General features: G+C 73.7%; 13 protein-coding genes and 1 pseudogene. 10 read left to right on the forward strand and 4 right to left on the reverse strand.

Annotated features, from left to right (window positions below):
• Positions 1 to 40: 40 nt before the first annotated feature.
• Positions 41 to 1,657, reverse strand: coding sequence for a trypsin-like peptidase domain-containing protein (locus ACIG36_RS21055; protein WP_399929795.1), 1,617 nt, complete (start codon positions 1,655 to 1,657; stop codon positions 41 to 43).
• Between the two features lie 195 nt (positions 1,658 to 1,852).
• Here ACIG36_RS21055 and ACIG36_RS21060 point away from each other — a divergent pair, with 195 nt between their 5' ends.
• The 3 genes and pseudogenes from ACIG36_RS21060 to ACIG36_RS21070 all read left to right on the forward strand — a co-directional run bounded on the left by ACIG36_RS21060 (position 1,853) and on the right by ACIG36_RS21070 (position 4,559).
• Positions 1,853 to 2,701 (forward strand): glycerophosphodiester phosphodiesterase, encoded by an 849-nt coding sequence (locus ACIG36_RS21060; protein ID WP_399929798.1) that lies wholly within the window; start codon positions 1,853 to 1,855, stop codon positions 2,699 to 2,701.
• Positions 2,702 to 2,805: 104 nt separating this feature from the next.
• Positions 2,806 to 3,411: pseudogene (locus tag ACIG36_RS21065) on the forward strand (ATP-binding protein).
• Between the two features lie 176 nt (positions 3,412 to 3,587).
• Positions 3,588 to 4,559, forward strand: a complete 972-nt coding sequence (locus ACIG36_RS21070) for a DUF5926 family protein (RefSeq protein WP_399929800.1) — start codon at positions 3,588 to 3,590, stop codon at positions 4,557 to 4,559.
• A 710-nt stretch (positions 4,560 to 5,269) separates the two neighbouring features.
• On the opposite strand, the gene ACIG36_RS21075 is transcribed toward ACIG36_RS21070, so the two are convergent.
• Together ACIG36_RS21075 and ACIG36_RS21080 are read right to left on the reverse strand one after the other, a co-directional pair.
• Positions 5,270 to 5,956, reverse strand: coding sequence for a hypothetical protein (locus tag ACIG36_RS21075; protein ID WP_399929803.1), 687 nt, complete (start codon positions 5,954 to 5,956; stop codon positions 5,270 to 5,272).
• A gap of 345 nt (positions 5,957 to 6,301) precedes the next feature.
• Positions 6,302 to 7,033 carry a bifunctional DNA primase/polymerase gene (locus ACIG36_RS21080; RefSeq protein ID WP_399929807.1) on the reverse strand — a complete coding sequence of 244 codons (732 nt, stop codon included), beginning with the start codon at positions 7,031 to 7,033 and terminating at the stop codon, positions 6,302 to 6,304.
• A gap of 798 nt (positions 7,034 to 7,831) precedes the next feature.
• On the opposite strand from ACIG36_RS21080, the gene ACIG36_RS21085 reads away from it, so the two are divergent.
• Both ACIG36_RS21085 and ACIG36_RS21090 read left to right on the forward strand, forming a co-directional pair.
• A complete protein-coding gene (locus ACIG36_RS21085; protein ID WP_399929810.1) occupies positions 7,832 to 9,271 on the forward strand; it encodes a PP2C family protein-serine/threonine phosphatase in 1,440 nt (479 codons plus the stop codon).
• 108 nt (positions 9,272 to 9,379) lie between these two features.
• Positions 9,380 to 10,846 carry an aminopeptidase P family protein gene (locus tag ACIG36_RS21090; protein ID WP_399929813.1) on the forward strand — a complete coding sequence of 489 codons (1,467 nt, stop codon included), beginning with the start codon at positions 9,380 to 9,382 and terminating at the stop codon, positions 10,844 to 10,846.
• An 87-nt stretch (positions 10,847 to 10,933) separates the two neighbouring features.
• Here the strand turns inward: ACIG36_RS21090 and ACIG36_RS21095 are convergent, their stop codons facing one another.
• Positions 10,934 to 11,416: an ATP-binding protein gene (locus tag ACIG36_RS21095; protein ID WP_399929816.1), complete on the reverse strand. Its 483-nt coding sequence runs from the start codon at positions 11,414 to 11,416 to the stop codon at positions 10,934 to 10,936.
• 214 nt (positions 11,417 to 11,630) lie between these two features.
• Between ACIG36_RS21095 and ACIG36_RS21100 the strand changes: the two genes are divergently transcribed.
• The 5 genes from ACIG36_RS21100 to ACIG36_RS21120 all read left to right on the forward strand — a co-directional run bounded on the left by ACIG36_RS21100 (position 11,631) and on the right by ACIG36_RS21120 (position 16,503).
• Positions 11,631 to 12,407: a hypothetical protein gene (locus ACIG36_RS21100; protein ID WP_399929819.1), complete on the forward strand. Its 777-nt coding sequence runs from the start codon at positions 11,631 to 11,633 to the stop codon at positions 12,405 to 12,407.
• 104 nt (positions 12,408 to 12,511) lie between these two features.
• On the forward strand, positions 12,512 to 13,285 hold the full coding sequence (locus ACIG36_RS21105) for a YcnI family protein (protein WP_399929821.1): 774 nt from the start codon (positions 12,512 to 12,514) through the stop codon (positions 13,283 to 13,285).
• A gap of 194 nt (positions 13,286 to 13,479) precedes the next feature.
• On the forward strand, positions 13,480 to 14,133 hold the full coding sequence (locus tag ACIG36_RS21110; protein ID WP_399929824.1) for an SCO family protein: 654 nt from the start codon (positions 13,480 to 13,482) through the stop codon (positions 14,131 to 14,133).
• Positions 14,133 to 14,624, forward strand: a complete 492-nt coding sequence (locus tag ACIG36_RS21115) for a copper chaperone PCu(A)C (protein ID WP_399929827.1) — start codon at positions 14,133 to 14,135, stop codon at positions 14,622 to 14,624. The genes ACIG36_RS21110 and ACIG36_RS21115 overlap by 1 nt, the downstream gene beginning before the upstream one ends.
• A 7-nt stretch (positions 14,625 to 14,631) precedes the next feature.
• Positions 14,632 to 16,503, forward strand: coding sequence for a copper resistance CopC/CopD family protein (locus ACIG36_RS21120; RefSeq protein ID WP_399929830.1), 1,872 nt, complete (start codon positions 14,632 to 14,634; stop codon positions 16,501 to 16,503).
• Positions 16,504 to 16,528 lie beyond the last annotated feature (25 nt).

Raw genomic sequence — 16,528 nt, forward strand, 5'->3', positions numbered from 1 at the left:
ACGACGCATGTGGACGCGCCCCACGTGCACGCGACGCCCGTCAGCCGTTGTCGCCCCGGCGCTCGCCCAGGACGATCTGTGCCGTGGCGGTCTTGCCGTCGCGGATGTAGGTGACGGTGACCTTGTCGCCGGGGCGGTGCGTCCAGATCTCGCTGATCAGGGTCGGACCGCTGTCGATCTTGGTGTCGTCCAGCTTGGTGATCACGTCGCCCGCCTTCAGGCCGGCCTTGTCGGCCGGGCCGCCCGGGGTGACGGCGTCCGAACCGCTGCCGTCGATCCGGGCGCCGGAGCCGGAGTCCTTCATGTTCACCGTCGCCTGGATCACCGGGTAGACCGGCGTCCGGAACTTGATCAACTGCTCGGCGACGTTCTTCGCCTGGTTGATCGGGATCGCGAAGCCGAGGCCGATGCTGCCGGACTGGCTCTGGCCGCCGCCGAAGCCGCCACCGCCGCCGCCCGCCGACTGGATCGCGGAGTTGACGCCGATGACCGCGCCCTGCGCGTTGAGCAGCGGGCCGCCGGAGTTGCCCGGGTTGATCGAGGCGTCCGTCTGGAGCGCGCTCATGTACGAGGCCTTGCCGTTGCCGCCGCCGTCGCTGGAGGCCACCGGGCGCTTCTTGGCGCTCACGATGCCCGTGGTGACCGTCCCGGACAGGCCGAACGGCGCGCCGATGGCGACCGTCGCGTCGCCCACCGCCGTCCGATCGGAGTTGCCGAGCGGCAGCGGGTTGAGCTTCGCCCCGGAGGGGTCCTTCAGCTTGATGACCGCGACGTCGTAACCCTGCGCCCGGCCGACGACCTCGGCGTCGTAGCTCTTGCCGTCCGAGAACGTCACCGCGAGCTTGCCGCTCTCGGCGGCGGAGGCCACCACGTGGTTGTTGGTGAGGATGTGGCCCTGCTTGTCGTAGACGAAGCCGGTGCCCGTGCCGCCCTCGCCGCTGTTGCTCTGCGCCTCGATCGTCACGACGCTCGGCAGCGCCTTGTTCGCGATGTCCGCGACCGAGCCGGGGCTGCGGCTCTCGGTCTTGGGGTCACCGGACGAGGAGACGGTGGTCGAGCTCTCCCCGACACCCTTGTCCGCGGCCCAGTAGCCGACGCCACCGCCGACGCCACCGGCGATCAGCGCCGCCGCGACGACGGCCGCCACGAGCCCGCCGGCGCGCTTGCGCTTCGGCGGCACGGGCGCGCCCCACGGTGCGGCCGGCCCGCCCGGGGCACCGGCGTAGGGCGGGGGCGCGTCGGCGCCGCCGTACCAGCCGGCGGGCGCGGCACCCGGCGCACCCGGGGCCGGGGCACCGGGAGCCGCGAAGGCGGCGGAGGGCTGGGACTGGGGCTGGTGGGCGAGCGGGGCCGCGGGGAACTGTGCCGTCCGGCCCGCCTGCGCGTACTGCGCCGCCGCCTGGCCGTGCGGATCGACGGCCGGTCCCGGTGCCGGCGTCTGTGCCGGTGCCGGCGTGACCTCGGGGGCCGCGGCCGGCGTGACCTCCGGGGCCGCGGCCTGCGGGGCGGGCGGCGCGACCGGAGGCTCGGCCGGAACGGCCGGAAGCTGCGCCGTCTGATCGGCCGCGGGCGCCTGTGGCGATGCGCCCTCGGACGGAGCCGCCTTGTCCTGCCCGGCGTCAGCCGGACGGGCGGCGCCCTCGTTCTCGGTGCTCACAGTCGTCGTCTCCTCAATCAGGTGCACGTCAGGTCGGTCGCGATTTCCGGCCACGTTGACATATGTACGAGGCCAGCCTTTCCCATGGCGCGTCAGACCACCGTAAGCGGAGCCTGTGACCTCGGCGGCCCGTCCTTACTACAGGACAAATTGGACCGCATGCGCGATTGTGCCAGCCGGTGGCACGATAACGCGGTGACTTACGCACAGCCGGGCGGCCGGGACGATCGTCCCGGCCGCCGTTCCGTCGACGTCATCGCCCACCGCGGAGCGTCCGAGGACGCCCCGGAACACACGCTGGCCGCGTACCGCAAGGCGATCGAGGACGGCGCGGACGCGCTGGAGTGCGACGTGCGGCTGACCGCCGACGGGCACCTGGTCTGTGTGCACGACCGCCGGGTCAACCGCACGTCCAACGGCCGCGGCGCCGTCTCCACGCTCGAGCTGGCCGACCTCGCGGCCCTGGACTTCGGATCGTGGAAGGCGCCGGCCGGCGAGCGCGAGGCGCCCGACCGCGACCCCGAGCGCGACAACCGCGAGCGCACCTCCGTCCTCACCCTCGAGCGCCTGCTCGAGCTCGTCGCCGACTCCGGCCGCCGCGTGGAGCTCGCCATCGAGACCAAGCACCCGACCCGCTGGGCGGGGCAGGTGGAGGAGCGGCTGCTGGCCCTGCTCGGCCGCTTCGGCCTCGCCGATCCGCCCCCGGACGGCCCCTCGCCCGTGCGGGTGATGAGCTTCTCGGCCCGTTCCCTGCACCGGGTCCAGGCGGCGGCGCCCGCGCTGCCGACCGTCTACCTGATGCAGTTCCTCTCGCCGCGCTACCGCGACGGCCGGCTGCCCGCCGGCGTGGGCGTCGCGGGGCCGAGCATCCGGATCGTGCGCAACCACCCCGACTACGTGGCCCGGCTGCACCGCGCGGGCAACCGGGTGCACGTCTGGACGGTCAACGCGCCGGAGGACGTCGAACTGTGCGCCCGGCTGGGCGTCGACGCGATCATCACCAACCGGCCGAAGGCCGTCCTGACGCAGCTGGGCCGCCGCTGACCCCGGCGGCCCGCGGGGTCGTCGCCGGAGCCCCGCGAGGGAAGGGCCCGGCGGGCATTACATGGAGTGCACCGGCGCGTTCGGTACGTATTCGACCCGCGCGAGTGCCCCACGACACGAAGGTTGGCCGGTTTCCGGTCCAGTCCATTGGGGCATTCATCCCCTGACGTGGGGCAAAGGAGGTCTCGGGGGTGGCGTTGGTGGTGGCACAGGAGGTGCCCACGTCGTCGATCATGGCCGTACCCCATGGTCCTGCCGGCGTGGGCGAGGCGAGACACCGGATGCGCAAGGAACTGCGCGCCGGCGGGGTACCGGATTCGGTCATCGACGACGCCGTACTGATCCTTTCGGAGCTGCTCAGCAACGCCTACCGGCACGGGCGCCCGCTGGGCCGGGAGAACGGCGACCGGGGCACGGAAGCGGACGGCGGCGGTTTCCGCGCCGCCTGGCGGGTCGACGAACGCGGCAGGCTCACCGTCGAGGTCACCGACGGCGGGGGCCCCACCCGGCCCTTTCCGGCCACTCCTTCCGTCACCGCCCGCGGCGGCCGCGGGCTGAACATCATCAGCGCGCTCTCCCAGGACTGGGGCGTCCGGGACGCCTCCGGCGAGGTCACGGTGTGGGCCGCGCTCTCCGCGCGCGCCGGATTCGCCGCGCGCGTCACCGTCGACCCCCTCCTCGCCTACACCGACCTCGACGAACCGGCGTGATGACGCGCGTAGAGACGCCGCCCCCACCACCGTCACCCGCCCGCGCTCCCCTTGCACGCCCCTCCCGCGCGTGCCCGGCCTAGGGCCTGTCGCCGGGCGCTAGGCTCGCGCCCGTCAACGAAGTGATGCCGCAGGGCAGCACGAGCCGGACGCACCGATCGGGAGACACGCACACCATGGCCAAGAAGCGCCGCCCCCAGACCAAGGCTGCCGTCAAGCCGCAGGCCGGCGACGCGCCGATCCCCGTCGTCGGCGCCCGCGAGCCCTGCCCCTGCGGGTCGGGCCGGCGCTACAAGGCCTGCCATGGCCGCGAGGCCTCGCACGCGGTGGCCGAGCTGGTGCAGCGCCCGTTCGAGGGCCTGCCCGGCGAGGCCGACTGGGTCGCCCTGCGCGAGCTGGTGCCCGCCGCGACCGTTCCGCTCACCCTCAAGGACGGCCTGCCCGAGGGCGTGCCGTCGGTGACGCTGGCCACCGTCCTGCCGATGGCCTGGCCCGCGCTGCGCCGCGACGACGGCTCCGTGCTCCTGGGCCTGCAGAACGACACCGCCACCGGTGACCTCAGCCGCGACCTCGCCGACACCCTGCTGCGCGCGCTGGAGGCGAAGCCGGGCACGCCGGTCGCCGCCGGCCGCCCCGGGGCGGAGGGTCCACGCCTGCAGGACGTGCTGGACGCGACGGCCCCGTTCGAGCCGGTCGTGCACACGGGCTTCGAGTTCTGGGTCGAGAACGCCGAGAACGCCACCGGTGACGTCGCCGCCTCCCTCGAGCGCGCCAACGCCGCCGCCATTCCCACCGTCCGGCTCTCCGGCGTCGACGCCGCGTACTGGTGCGAGACGCCGGAGAAGAACCACCTGCGCTGGGTGATGACCCACCCCGAGGAGAAGCTGCTCGACGCCCTGGCGCGGCTGCACGCCGCCGGCACCTCCTCGCTGGGCGAGGGCACCCGCCTGGTCGGGTCCTTCCGCGCGCACGGGCTGACCGTGCCGGTGTGGGACCTGCCGAGCGCGATGAGCGCGGCCGACGTGGCGAAGCCGGCCGCCGCCTTCGCCGAGCGGCTGGCCGGGGCGCTGGCGGACGACTCCCCGCTGACGGCCGACGAGCGGCGCGCCCGCGGCGGTCTCACCAGTCGTCAGGTGACCCTGAACTGACGGGGATACCGTCCTCCCGGTTGGGCGATACCCGGCCACACGGACGGCCGCCGCGGCCGTCCGTGAAGGCCATGTGGACCTTCTGTGGACCCGATTCGATTCGGCCGCACGGGCGGACGGGCCACTTCCGCCGTCCCTGACGGGTAAACAGCGGGTCAAACCGCGTGACTCCTGTCACAACTCCCGCTGTCAGCCCGGAAATCGGCGTCCGGAAATCCACGATCGAATTTGCGAACCGCCGATCTCTTGTTACGGTTCTAGAAGCCCGGTCGCTGGTGCATCCCCCGTCGCCAGCGACCGGGCGTTTCCATGCCCGGACACGGTACGGGCACAGGACGGACACCGAACAGGCACACACCGAACGCAGGACCGACCCGCACGGCGGGCGGGCGGCGTTCCGGCCCGGCCGCGGTGCGGGCTCCCGGCCCGTCGTCCCCGGTGAACTCCTTCTCGCGGCCGCCTCGCCGCCGCCCCGCGCACCGCCCGTAAGGCCCCGCGCCGCGGCAACTCCCAGCTCCCGCCCCCGGTCCGGCCACCGGACCGGCCCGCGTCCGGGCCGCCACCGGCCCCGGGCGGTCCGTCCGCCGGGCATGCGCCCGCCGCCCGCTTCCGCCGCCCCGCGAGGGCCCCGGGGGCGCGTGAACGGCTCGGCGGGCGCGCGCGGCGGCCCCTGACGGGGGCTGCCGGCGGGGCGTGCGCCGGGCGTGACGCTAACCCTCCTCGGGCTCCGGCGAGTTGCTGCCGGAGCGGAGCAGCAGCTTCCCATCGGCCGTGGCGATCTCCGCGACCGCTGCATACGAGCCATGTCCGCGCACCGTCGCCTCGTGCGGCGTCTCGCACATGTCCGGATCATCTGTTGCGGCCATCCGGCAGTTCACCTGTACGGTTCGGCCGGCCGGGCCCATGAGGGTGAGGATTCCCGTCAGGGGGGCACCCGTGGCGTTGCGGTAGTACGTCCGGGCCCAGGTGTCGTGCGCCTGCTCGAGGACGCAGGTCTGGGCCTCCACGCCCTCGGGCGCGGCGAGTTCGGGGCCGCAGCGGGCGACGTTGCGGTCCCCGTCGTCCGGCCCGGCGCCGAGCAGGCCGTCGGAGGAGAGGCGGGCGCCCAGCACGTCCGCCGAGCCGTCGCCGTAGGGGGCGGACCCGTCGGCCCCCTCGCCGTGGCGGCCGAGCGGCGCGGCCGCGGCCCCGGGCGCGCGCGAGGCGCCCGGCGTCCGTCCGCCGTCCCCGCCGCCCGGTCCGCTACCCGGCTTCGTCCTCTCCCGGCCGGCGGGGCCGGCCGAGGCAACCGCCAGCGGCAGCACGACGGCCAGCACCACCGCGCTCGCGAGCGCGATCACGCGGAAGTTCACCGCACGCTGCCGGACCGCGCCGGACACACTGGACGCACGCACCATGGGACACACCTGCAATTCGCCTGCACTTCGCCGCGGAAGCCCGCACACCGGCTCGCTCGCGCGGACGGATCGGAAATGATCGCGGGAACGGATTCGTACGTTCATGTTCGGAACGCAGGCACGCATGCCCCGCCGGGCCGTCGGCGTCCCTGTTGACGGCGCCCGATACGGCCTTGCCCGAAAGATACGGGCACGACCGCCCTCCCGAGGCGCTCGCACGCCCGTTTCCTGCGGTTCTCGGAGCGGCTTGCACCCGTACGAGTGAGGAGCGCGGGCGTCTCCCGTCCGTACGCGCCCTCACACACCCGTGCCGGGGCCTGCCGCTCCCATCACCGCCGGGGCGGATCAGTAGGCCAGCTTGCTGCCGTCGCCGCCGGGCGTGCCCGCGCTCTGCTCGACCAGGACGTCGATCACGGTGGCCACGTCGGGCAGCCACGGCCGGGCCAGTCCGTCGACGCGGCGGCCCGCGCCGGGCCGTCCGCCGCGCCCGGCCACGGCCCCCGCCGGCCGGGGCGCGCGCTCCCAGCGGACCCGTCCGGCGCCGGTGGGCGACGGCGGCAGCACGGCGTAGCCGCCCTCGCCGTGGAAGCGCAGCGAGCCGGGCACCCAGTCCTGGCTGTGCAGCAGTTCGCCGAGGACCTCGAGGGAGTAGGGGGCCACCAGCAGCGACCAGCGGGTGGGGGTGGCCACCACCGGGCCGAGCCGCACGCCCGCCCGGTCGAAGGCGGCCAGCGCGCGGGCGCCGGCGACGGCCGGCAGGCTCACCGCGCAGGGCGCCCGGCCGCCGGTGGCGAGCACCACCGGGGCCTCCGGCCGGTTGGTCCACCACCAGCGCACCATCCGGGCGTCGGTGGTCGCCGCCAGCAGGCCGGGGTCGAAGGGGTGGGCGCCGGGGATCACGCAATCGGGGTCGGGGCAGCCGCATTCGCGCACGCGGCCGATGCCGGGCCGCAGGCCCACGCCGGGGAGTACGGGCCACTGCCACTCCGTGGCGTAGGTCAGGGCCGCGGTGAGCACCGCGGACCGGCCGGCCCGCCGGAGGGAGAGCCTGCGTCGCCTTCCGAGGATCTCGCGCATGAGCGCTCGTTCCTTTCCGTGAACGCCGAAGGTGGGTCCTTGCCTGTCGGCAAGGACCGTGTCGCACATACTGAACACGCTGACATGAACTGCAGGGACTGCACGGCCTGCATGGACTACGCGTAGCCCCTGGACCACGGGGACTACATGGCACTACGGGCACTGCTCGGCGCGGTACTCAACGCGCCGTGGCCCCTCGGGCCGGCACACCACGTGGATCTCGAGTCACTGCGTATACAACGCAGCGCATCACGCCGCGGGCCGAGCGTGAAACCTGGCGGGGGGTGGCGCGCGCATGGCGCTTCGTGCTGAGCCGGTGCGCCCCTCGCCCGCGGCATGGGTTGCCCCACGCCGCTCGGGGATGGGCGTGGCCGTCGACCGATAAGACGCTCGGGTCCGCCGCCGGGTTGCGGGGCGGCCCCAACTGCCCCTGCCCTTCTCCGAGTACGTACCCATCGTGCCGGGTGTGACCCCATCGTGCTGGGTGTGACGCGCTGTTGGAGCGACGCCAGTCGACAGCAGAAGCAGGGCCGCGGCACTTTTTTCCGGCCAAACTTCAAGCTATACGGAACCTCACCAGACACCACCAATCCCATTGGTCCAATGCTGGACATCCCCTTGTGCGGGCGTGTACATGTGGAGCACTGATAGCGCGCAACACGACAGGGGGTTTGCGATGCTATTGCGCAGAAATCCCAGGCCAAGCCGCTGGTCGAGAGGGCGCGGCGGGCTGCCCCGCGACGCCCGGCCGCCGGGTCCGCAGGCCTGCCCCGCGCGGGTCGCCCGGAGCGGACGGCCATGAGCACGCCCCAGCTGCCGAAAGTGGCCGGAATCGATCCACCGGTCCCCGCTCCCGCGCACACTTCCGCCCCCGCAGTTCCTCCTCCCCCTTCCGCCCCCGGGCCCTCCTCCCCCGCCTCCGACCCCCGGGTGCACGACCGCCTCGCGGGCTGGGTCTCCGACCTCACCACGCTCCAGGAGCTGACCGAGCGCCTGGCCCGGACCCCCGATCTGGACGCCGCCCTGCGCGAACTGCTGCGCGCCGGGGCCTCGCTGGTGGGCGCCGGCCGCGGCCTGGTCACCCTCCACCCCGACCACCACGACGGACACCCGCTGACCGTGGGCCTGGGCCTGGGGCACGCCGACATCGGCCACATCGAGACCATCCCGCACGACCGCGCCGCGCCCGGCCCCTACGTCCGCCTCCTCGACGACCTGCCGCCCGAGGGCGACCGCTCCGGCCGGATCCACCCCGACATCCCCGGCGAGGACGACCTCGACCCCCGCCACCGCGAGGTCGCCGCCCGCCTCGGCTACGCCGCCAGCTACGCCCTGCCGCTGGAGTCGGCGCCCGCACCCGGCGGCGAGGCCGGCGCCGCCACGGCCGCCGGGCGCATCGGCGCGGCCGTCTGGCTGTACGACGAACCGGCCGAGCCCACCGAGCGCCAGCGTCACCTGGCCGGCCTCTACTGCGGCTACGCCACCGAACACCTCGCCCGGCTGCTGGAACTGACCCGCGCCCGCCGGACCCTGTCCGGCCTGCGCGAGGAGCTGCTGCCCGGACGGCTGCCCCGCGTCCCCGGCGTCCGCCTGGCCGTACGGCACCGCACCGGGCCGCACGGCGGCGGCGACTGGTACGACGCGCTGGCGCTGCCCGAGGGCGCGCTGGGCCTGGCCATCGGTGGAATCACCGGCTCCGGGCCGGGCGCGGCCGCCGCGACGGCGCGGCTGCGGGCCTCGCTGCGCGCGTACGCGGTGATGGAGGGCGAGGATCCGGTCGCCGTCCTCTCCGACCTCGAGCTGCTGCTCAGGCTGACCGAGCCGGCCCGCACCGCGACCGCCCTGTTCGCCTACTGCGAGCCCGCCGCCCGCAAGGTCGTCGTCGCGGGGGCCGGGCACTGCTCACCGCTGATCACGGGCGCGGACCGCACCGAGTACGTGGAGACCTCGCTGTCGGCGCCGCTGGGCATGCTCGCCTGCTGGGAGGCACCCAGCGTGGAAATCGAACCGGCGCCCGGAGAAACGCTCCTCTTCTACAGCGACGGGCTCCTCAACCGCGCCGGCGACGCCATGGACCGGTCCTTCACCCGCCTGCACTCGGCGGCGGCGAGCGTGCCCCGCTCCGCCCGGCACGACCCCGAGGCGGTCGCGGACCACGTGCTGCGCAAGGTCCTGCCGGACGGCCCCGACGGGCCGGAGGACGACGACGTCGTACTCCTGGTGGCGCACTTCGACTGAGCGCGCCCCGGGCCGCGCCCCGCCTTCGATCGCCATCGGACACAGCCTTCTCGGCCACATTCCTCCGCACATACGATGGAAAGCGGCCCCGTTCGAGGAGGAAAGCCAGTGACCGAGCAGCAGCCCGCGCCCGAGAACCCCGAAGGCGACGAGCCGATCAAGCAGCGGAAGAACGGCCTCTACCCCGCCGTCTCCGATGAACTCGCCGAGAGCATGAAGTCCGGCTGGGCCGACACCGAGCTGCACGACCTGCAGCCCATACCCCAGGCCGCCGAGACCGCGCGCCGCCGCGCCGAGCTCTCCGCCCGCTTCCCCGGCGAGCGCCTGGTGATCCCGGCGGGCAACCTCAGGACCCGCTCGAACGACACCGAGTACAGCTTCCGCGCCTCGACCGAGTACGTGTACCTCACCGGCGACCGGACGCAGGACGGCGTCCTGGTGCTGGAGCCGGCCGGGGAGGGCCACGAGGCGACGGTCTACCTCCTGCCCCGCTCCAACCGCGAGAACGGCGAGTTCTGGCTCGACGGCCAGGGCGAGCTCTGGGTGGGCCGCCGCCACAGCCTGACCGAGGCCGAGCGGCTGCTGGGCCTGCCGGCCAAGGACGTGCGCGAGCTGGCGGACGCCCTGCGCGAGGCCACCGGCCCGGTGCGCGCCGTGCGCGGCCACGACGCCGGCATCGAGGCGGCGCTGACGGACAAGGTCACCGCCGAGCGCGACGAGGAGCTGCGGGTCTTCATCAGCGAGCAGCGCCTGGTGAAGGACGCCTTCGAGATCGGCGAGCTGCAGAAGGCCGTCGACTCCACCGTCCGCGGCTTCGAGGACGTCGTGAAGATCCTCGACAAGGCCGAGGCGACCAGCGAGCGCTACATCGAAGGAACGTTCTTCCTGCGCGCCCGGGTCGAGGGCAACGACATCGGCTACGGCTCCATCTGCGCCGCCGGCCCGCACGCCACCACCCTGCACTGGGTGCGCAACGACGGCCCGGTCCGCTCCGGCGAACTGCTCCTGCTGGACGCGGGCGTGGAGACCCACACCCTCTACACCGCCGACGTCACCCGCACGCTGCCCATCAACGGCACGTACACCGAGCTGCAGCGCAAGATCTACGACGCGGTGTACGAGGCCCAGGAGGCCGGCATCGCGGCGGTGCAGCCCGGCGCCAAGTACCGCGACTTCCACGACGCCGCCCAGCGCGTGCTGGCGGAGAGGCTCGTCGAGTGGGGCCTGGTCGAGGGACCGGTCGAGCGCGTCCTGGAGCTCGGCCTGCAGCGCCGCTGGACCCTGCACGGCACCGGCCACATGCTCGGCCTGGACGTCCACGACTGCGCGGTCGCCCGCACCGAGACCTACGTCGACGGCGTCCTGGAGCCCGGCATGGTGCTGACCGTGGAGCCCGGCCTGTACTTCCAGGCCGACGACACCACCGTGCCCGAGGAGTACCGGGGCATCGGCGTCCGCATCGAGGACGACATCCTCGTCACCGAGGACGGCAACCGGAACCTCTCCGCCGGCCTGCCGCGCACGTCCGCCGGCGTCGAGGCCTGGATGGCGGACCTCAAGGGCTCGGCGAGCTGACCTTCCACGCAAGAGAGCCGCGGTCCGCACGGGCGGGCCGCGGCTCCTTCGCGTCGCGTCGGGGATCCCCCACCGTCGCCGGACCCCTCACGACGCCTTCAGCAGCGCGGCCGCCGGTGGCCCGCCCTCTCTCCATTTGAGGATCTTGTCGAAGCTGACCACCGCGCCCTGCCGCCCCGGGCGGTTGCGGACGCGGACGTGGTCGGTGAGGGAAGCGATCAAGAAGAGACCCCGGCCGTGTTCGTCCTGGACGGAGGCCGGGGTCCTTTCGTACAGCGTGCGCGCCGGGCGGCGGCGCGCACGCCGGGCGCGTTCGGCGAAGCCCGGACCGGAATCGGTGACCTCGATGCGGCAGGTGTCGCCGTCGATGAGGGCGGTGACGTGATAGCCGGTGGAGGCGTCACCACCGTGCTCGACGGCGTTGGCGCACGCCTCGCTGAGCGCGACCGCGAGGTCGTAGGACGTTTCGGGGTCGACGCCGGCCGTCTCCATCGCACCGATCAGAAGCCGCCTGGCGAGCGGAACGCTCGCGGCTTCGCGCCGCAAGTGGAGTGACCACCAAATGCTCATGCTCAGCCTCCTGGCTGCGGCTCGACATACCGATACGTATAGCCGGGTGAGGCGCGCGGTAAGCGTGCCGGATGTGTGAGACCGCTCATTCGGCCGACGCGCCGTGCGGCCGGGGACGTGTATGGGGACGAGGTGACGAACCGGACCATCGGGGCGCGACGATCAAGCCCCTGCCGTAGGGACCTGGTAAGGGCGGTGGGATGATGGCGCAGCCATGCCTCACCCCGTCGCGCGCGCCGGCGCCGATCTGCGACTGATCCGGGCCGCGGTGTTCACCGCGGTCTGCGTTCTGCTGTCCGCGTGCGGGCATGTGCTGGCGTCCTGTGCGGGCGTTCCGCCGTGGACGCTGGGCGCGGCGTTCGTGGCCGTCCTCGCGGTGACCGTGCCGCTGGCCGGCCGGGAGCGCTCGCTGCCGCAGATCGCCGCCTTCCTGGCCGTCGCGCAGCTCGCGCTGCACTCGCTCTTCGGGCTGGCGCAGCGGGGCGCGGGAACGTCCGGCGGCAGCGGGCCCTCCGAGGGCCATCTGGTCCACTTCGCCGGGCAGCTGGTCTGCGACCAGCGCCCGATGTCCGCCGCCGAGGCGCGCCGGATCATCACCGACGCCGGGCTGGACCCCGCCGTGCACGCGACGGGTGCCACGGCCGCGCCCGCGGACGCCGGCGCGGGGTCGTTCGCGCACGCGCTGCTGCCCTCGCCGCTGATGCTGCTCGGCCACCTGCTCGCGGCGCTCGTCCTCGGCTGGCTGCTGCGGTGCGGCGAGGCCGCTCTGTGGCGGCTCGCGCGGCTGTCGGAGCGGTCGGCGCACGGCCTGGCCGGGCTCGTCCGGGCGCTGGGCGCCGCCCTGCTGCTCGTCCGCCTCCGGGCTCCCGAGGCGCCCGCCGCGTCACTGGGCCGTACGGGCGGTGCGGACGACGAACGTCCGCTGTGCGAGCCGGAACTCCAGCACTCTGTGATCAGGCGGGGCCCGCCGCGCTGCGTCCTCGCGGCCTGACGACGCGACGCACCACCGCCCGGACGGGGCGGAAGGAGCGGTCGCGGCGCCGCCGCACGCGCGCCACCCCCGTCTCGTCCCCTCCTGCCAGTGGAGTGCTTTCCATGAACGCATCGCGTATCCGCGCCGCCCGTACCTCCCTCGTCGCCGCCCTCGCCGCCGGTGGCGTGCTGCTGCTCGCCGGCCCCGCCTCGGCCCACGTCAGCGTGCAGCCCGGCACCGCCGAGAAGGGCGGCTACAGCACCATCGCCATCAAGGTGCCGAACGAGAAGGACGACGCGTCGACGGTCAAGCTCGAGCTGAGCCTCGACCCCAAGCACCCGCTGGTCTCGGTCATGCCGCAGGCGGTGCCGGGCTGGGAGGTGAAGGTCGAGAAGACCAAGCTCGACAAGCCGGTGCAGATGCACGGCAAGACGATCAATGAGGCCGTCAGCAAGGTCACCTGGAGCGGCGGCAAGATCGAGCCGGGCCAGTTCCAGCAGTTCCCGCTGTCGGTCGGCAAGCTGCCCACCGACGCCGACGAGTTGGTCTTCAAGGCCCTGCAGACGTACTCGGACGACGACGTCGTCCGCTGGATCGACGCGTCCAAGCCGGGCGGCCACGAGGCCGAGCACCCGGCCCCCGTCCTCAAGCTCATCGACAAGGCCGCCGCGCCGGGGAGCAAGGACGCGGCGGACGCCAAGGGCGACAAGGGCACCGAGGCCGAGGCGGCCGCCGCCACGACGGAGACGTCCGCTGACGCGGGCGGCGGCTCCGACACCACCGCGCGCGTCCTCGGCGTCGCCGGCATCGTCGCCGGCGTGGCGGGCGTCGCCTTCGGCGTGCTCGCCGGCCGCCGGCGCGGCTCCGGTCCGTCCGACGCCGTCCGCTCCGCCTGACGTCCGTTCCGCCTGACGTCCGTTCCCGCTGACGTCCGAATCCGGCTGACGTCCGTTCCGGCTGACGTCCGAATCCGCCTGACGTCCGTTCCACCGGCGTCCGCTCCACAGCACGGAAAGTTCCGCTCCGGCGGGCGCGTGTCCGTACGCGTCCGCCGGGCCGGGAGCACCGACCACCCCTGGAGAAGCACTCCATGCGCACCAAGTTCACGGGCGCGGCCTTGGCGATAGCCGCCGCGCTCACCCTGACCGCCTGCGACGGCTCGGGCGACGCGGCCGACAAGCCCGCCGCCGACGTCTCCGCCGAGCCCAGGAAGGCCGGGGCGATCGTCCTCGACTCCCCCAAGGCCAAGCCCGACCTGGTCCTGAAGGACACCTCGGAGAAGCAGTACGAGCTGGTCAAGGAGACCAAGGGCCGCCCGGTCCTGCTCTACTTCGGCTACACCTACTGCCCCGACGTCTGCTCGACGGTCGTCTCCGACATCGCCGCCGCCGAGAAGAAGCTGTCCAAGAACGAGCAGGACAAGCTGCAGGTCGTCTTCGTGACCACCGACCCCGAGCGCGACACCCCCCAGCGGATGCGCGAGTGGCTCGACGCCCAGGGAGGCAAGGACATCGTCGGCCTGACGGGCGACTTCGCCACGATCCAGGCCGCGGCCAAGCCGCTGGGCATCCTCGTCGAGCCGCCGAAGAAGGAGAAGGACGGCTCCATCACCGTCAGCCACGGCGCCGAGGTCGTCGGCTTCTCGCCGAAGGACGACGGCGGCCACTGGATCTACACCGCTTCCACCACGTCCGAGCAGTACGCCAAGGATCTCCCGAAGATCGTCAAGGGGGAGAACCCGTGATGCGCCCGAAGAAGATGAACAAGGTCACCGCCGCCACCGCCACCACCCTGCCGCTGCTCCTCGCCGGGGGTCTGCTGCTGGTCACCGGCTGCCAGTCGGAGAAGAACGCCCTGTCCTCCGGCAGGGCCGAGCTGTCCGTCAGCGGGGCCTACCTGCCGCAGCCCGCGATGACCGACATGGCCGCCGCCTACTTCACCGTCACCAACGACGGCGGCAAGGCCGACCAGCTCACCAAGGTCACCAGCCCGCTGTCGCGCGACGTCACCCTGCACACCACCGAGGGCGCGCAGATGAAGCACGCGGCGAAGCTGGAGGTGCCCGCCAAGGGCAAGCTCTCGCTCACCCGCGGCGGCACGCACCTGATGCTCGGCAAGCTCGACCACAAGCCGAAGCAGGGCGAGAAGGTCGAGTTCACCCTGCACTTCGCCACCTCGGCGCCGATCAGGATCCAGGTGCCCGTCGAGAGCACGACCTTCCGTCCCGAGGGCTGACATCGCGATGAAGTCCCCGACCGCCGCCCGGCGAACGGTGTCGCTCCTGGGCACCCTGCTCGCCGCGCTGCTGTGCACGCTGACGTTCGGCGCGGGCACCGCGTCGGCACACGCCGCGCTCACCTCCACCGACCCGGCCAACGGGTCGGTGGTACCGGGCGCGCCCCGGAAGGTCACGCTCACCTTCTCCGAGGGCGTGCTGCTGAGCGCGGACTCGGTGCGGGTCCTCGACCCGCGCGGCGAGCGTGTCGATGCCGGCGCCCCGGAGCACGTCGGCGGCAGGTCCGAGACGGCCGCCGTGGCGCTGCGCGCCGGGATCGCCGACGGCACCTACACCGTGGCCTGGCAGGCCGTCTCGGCGGACAGCCATCCGGTGGCCGGGGCCTTCACCTTCTCCGTCGGGGCGCCGTCGAGGACCACGGTCGCCGTGGACTCGGCGGCCGCCGGCGTCGACCCGGCCGTCGGTGCCTTCTACGGCATCGGCCGGTACGCGGCGTACGCCGGCTTCGTCCTGCTCGTCGGCGGCTGCGTATTCGCCGGCGTGTGCCGCTCGTCGCGGACGGTGCAGCGGATCGCGGTGGGCGGCTGGGTCGCCCTGTTCGTCTCGACGACCGCCCTGTTGCTGCTGCGCGGCGCCTACACGGCCGGCAAGGGGATGGGGTCGGTCCTCGACCTGTCGCTGCTGGGCGACGCGCTGTCCACCAAGCCGGGCGCCGCGCTGCTGTCGCGGCTGCTGCTGCTGAGCGCGGCGGCGGTGTTCCTGGCGGTGCTCTTCGGCACGCACGCGCGCGTGGCCGACGGGACGGAGACGCGGCGGCGCGAGGTGGCCTACGGGCTGGGGATCGGCGGCACGGTCGTCGCGACCGGGTTGGCGGCGACGTGGGCGGTGGCCGAGCACGCCTCGGCGGGCATCCAGCCGTGGCTGGCGATGCCGGTCGACGTGGTCCACCTGGTGGCCGTGGCCATCTGGCTGGGCGGACTCGCGGCGCTGCTGGCCGCGTTGTGGTCCGGCGAGCCGGTGCGGCGGTCGGAGGCGGGGCGCTTCTCCCGGCTGGCGTTCGCGTCGGTGTGCCTGCTGGTGGCCACCGGGCTCTACCAGGCCTGGCGGCAGATCGGCTTCTCCTGGAGCACGCTGACGGGCACGGAGTACGGGCGCTGGCTGCTGCTGAAGGTGGCGCTGGTCGCCGTCATGCTGGCGGTGGCCTTCTTCTCGCGCCGGTGGACGGGCAGGCTCTCCGAGATCGCCGCCGGGCCGAAGGCGTCCGCGCGGAAGGAGCCCAGGGCGTCCGGCAAGGCGGCCGCCGGGGATCCCGTGCGCGCAGCCCAACTGGCCCGGCAGCGGGCCGCCCTGGACAAGGCCGCCGGACGCCGTGCCCGCGACGCCGACGAGAACCGCAGCGGCCTGCGGCGGTCGGTACTGGCGGAGGCGGCCGTCGCCGTCGTCCTGCTGGCCGTCACCACCCTGCTCACCGGCACCCAGCCGGGCCGCGCCGAGGCCGAGCAGAAGCGGGCGGGCGGTGCCGCGAGCGCCGCCCGGGAACCGGCCGAGGTACGCATCGCCTACGACACCGGCGGCGCGAACGGACGCGGCACCGCCCGTGTCACCGTCGCCCCCGCGCGAACAGGCGCCAATACCCTCGACGTCACTCTGACGGACGTCTCCGGCCGCCCCGTGGACGTACCTGAGCTCACACTGGCCATGACCGAGAAGGAAAAACAGATCGGTCCCCTGCGGGCCGCCCTCGTGCGGCAGTCCGCCGGTCACTGGCAGGCCACCGATTTCCGGCTGCCCATGGCCGGCGACTGGCAGCTGTCCCTGACCGTACGGACCTCGGACATCGACCAGGTCACCGAGATCGAGAACGTGAAGATCAATTGATGGCTGACAAGACTGACACCACGTC

The organism is Streptomyces sp. NPDC053048, assembly GCF_044547045.1.
Lineage (GTDB): Bacteria > Actinomycetota > Actinomycetes > Streptomycetales > Streptomycetaceae > Streptomyces.

Bases quoted from the DNA above. Each gene is read 5' to 3' on its own strand.
- ACIG36_RS21110 (WP_399929824.1), top strand. From the start codon at position 13,480: ATGCGCACCAAGTTCACGGGCGCGGCCTTGGCGATAGCCGCCGCGCTC.
- ACIG36_RS21120 (WP_399929830.1), top strand. From the start codon at position 14,632: ATGAAGTCCCCGACCGCCGCCCGGCGAACGGTGTCGCTCCTGGGCACC.
- ACIG36_RS21085 (WP_399929810.1), top strand. From the start codon at position 7,832: ATGAGCACGCCCCAGCTGCCGAAAGTGGCCGGAATCGATCCACCGGTC.
- ACIG36_RS21075 (WP_399929803.1), bottom strand. From the start codon at position 5,956: ATGGTGCGTGCGTCCAGTGTGTCCGGCGCGGTCCGGCAGCGTGCGGTG.
- ACIG36_RS21100 (WP_399929819.1), top strand. From the start codon at position 11,631: ATGCCTCACCCCGTCGCGCGCGCCGGCGCCGATCTGCGACTGATCCGG.
- ACIG36_RS21070 (WP_399929800.1), top strand. From the start codon at position 3,588: ATGGCCAAGAAGCGCCGCCCCCAGACCAAGGCTGCCGTCAAGCCGCAG.
- ACIG36_RS21115 (WP_399929827.1), top strand. From the start codon at position 14,133: ATGCGCCCGAAGAAGATGAACAAGGTCACCGCCGCCACCGCCACCACC.
- ACIG36_RS21080 (WP_399929807.1), bottom strand. From the start codon at position 7,033: ATGCGCGAGATCCTCGGAAGGCGACGCAGGCTCTCCCTCCGGCGGGCC.
- ACIG36_RS21105 (WP_399929821.1), top strand. From the start codon at position 12,512: ATGAACGCATCGCGTATCCGCGCCGCCCGTACCTCCCTCGTCGCCGCC.
- ACIG36_RS21095 (WP_399929816.1), bottom strand. From the start codon at position 11,416: ATGAGCATTTGGTGGTCACTCCACTTGCGGCGCGAAGCCGCGAGCGTT.